The sequence below is a fragment of the Bacillus tequilensis KCTC 13622 genome, assembly GCF_000507145.1.
In the GTDB taxonomy this organism is placed as follows: Bacteria; Bacillota; Bacilli; order Bacillales; family Bacillaceae; genus Bacillus; species Bacillus tequilensis.
In genome coordinates, this window is sequence record NZ_AYTO01000023.1 from 1 (window position 1) to 264 (window position 264).

1 protein-coding gene is annotated in these 264 nt (G+C 60.2%); it reads right to left on the reverse strand.

Annotated features, from left to right (window positions below):
• A partial coding sequence (locus tag V756_RS01000000122055) for an AMP-binding protein (RefSeq protein WP_032681938.1) occupies positions 1-264 on the reverse strand: 264 nt, incomplete at both ends.

Consider the following 264-nt stretch of genomic DNA (forward strand, 5'->3'; position numbering starts at 1 on the left):
AAGCTGGACTTCGATTTCCGACAGCTCGATCCGGTAGCCGCGGACCTTGACCTGATGGTCGATCCGGCCGATGTATTCGATGCCGCCGTTCACCCATTTCACCAAATCGCCGGTGCGGTACATGCGTTCACCCGGCACAAACGGATCAGTGACAAACCGCTTCGCGGTTTCGTCATCTCGATTCAAATAGCCGCGCGCCAATCCGCGTCCCGCCACGCAAAGCTCTCCGGCTACGCCTTCCGGCTGCACCTGATTGCCCTCGCC